Here is a 1247-nt window from a genome sequence, read left to right on the forward strand (position 1 = left end):
CCCCAAGTGGTGGCGATCTCGCCGACTGAGGGCGCGATCCCGGCGAACACGCTTCGCCTCTACGTCACTTTCGACCGGCCGGCACGGGGGATGGTGGCGACGCGGGATCTGCGTCTGGTCGACGCCGAAGGGCGCACGGTCGACGGAGCCTTCATGGATTTCGGGCAGGACCTTTGGAGTCCCGATGGCCGACGCCTGACGGTGCTGTTCGATCCGGGTCGCGTGAAACAGGATGTGGAGGGGGACGGCGATAGCGCCGCCCCTCTTCGGCCCGGCCTTAGCTATACGGTCGAAGTCGGCCGCAAGCATTTTCATTACCGGGTAACGCCGGCGCTTCGCACGCCCGTTAACCCGCAAACTTGGGGTCTCGCACTACCCAACGCCGGATCGCGCGAGGCCCTAAAAATCACATTTGACCGGGAGATGGACGCCGCCCTTCTCCGAGACCAGTTGGGTATTGTCGACGATCAGGGGGGATTCCAATCTGGGCGGGTTACAGTCTCCGCCAGCGGGCGAGCCTGGTGCTGGCGCCCGAACCATGGCTGGCTCCCGGGCGCCTACAGACTTGTCGTCGGGAGCAGTCTTGAAGACGTTAGCGGCAACCGTGTCGGAGAAGCGCTTGACCACGATGTCGGCAAACCGGACGCCCTCAGCCAGGGCAGCGTCTTACTGTTCAAGGTCGGCCCCCGAGTTGTCCGGCAAGACGCCGGTGCTTGTTGATTCAGCAGTGCTGCAACGGCACCTCCGAAGGGCACCGGACGACGGTGGTCAAAGCCTGCGACCGCGTCGGCGTGCTCTACGCCGGCGACCTGGTCGCGGACGCTCCGGCAGGCAAGGTGTTCGTCAGCCCGAGGCATCCCCTATACTGAGGGTGCCGAACATTTTGGCGCAAATCTGGCTTAATATGCTTTTCACCTTGGGGTCACGTCTTAGCGTCCGCTATCGTTCCTTGGGCGCCAGGAGTTGCCATTTCGCTTTCGGCCCCAGGCTCTCGGACCGCAATGCGCCTATGTCGGTCGTTCGAAGTGGTGGTCGCCGCGCCCGAAAGCAGCCGTTCATTCGATGCGCTAAGGAATGGCAGCTGCCGCCTGCGGGTGAGTTCGACTGAGCCAGCGAGTTCGCTAGGGAAAACGCGGGTAGCGTCGTGACGCAGGTGGTGCCGCCGAGAAGGAACGCTTGCTCGCGGGGCTGTCACGTCTCTGGAAGCGATACCGTACCGAGCCGCTCCGCTCGACCCGCAAGGATGC

2 protein-coding genes are annotated in these 1247 nt (G+C 63.9%); both read left to right on the forward strand.

Annotated features, from left to right (window positions below):
- A partial coding sequence (locus tag EOA22_RS37880) for an Ig-like domain-containing protein (RefSeq protein WP_164756193.1) occupies nt 1–720 on the forward strand: 720 nt, incomplete at its 5' end.
- Nucleotides 714–869 carry a hypothetical protein gene (locus EOA22_RS37885; protein WP_158515818.1) on the forward strand — a complete coding sequence of 52 codons (156 nt, stop codon included), beginning with the start codon at nt 714–716 and terminating at the stop codon, nt 867–869. The genes EOA22_RS37880 and EOA22_RS37885, both read left to right, overlap by 7 nt.
- Nucleotides 870–1247 lie beyond the last annotated feature (378 nt).

This window comes from Mesorhizobium sp. M7A.F.Ca.US.014.04.1.1, assembly GCF_003998745.1.
In the GTDB taxonomy this organism is placed as follows: domain Bacteria; phylum Pseudomonadota; class Alphaproteobacteria; order Rhizobiales; family Rhizobiaceae; genus Mesorhizobium; species Mesorhizobium ciceri.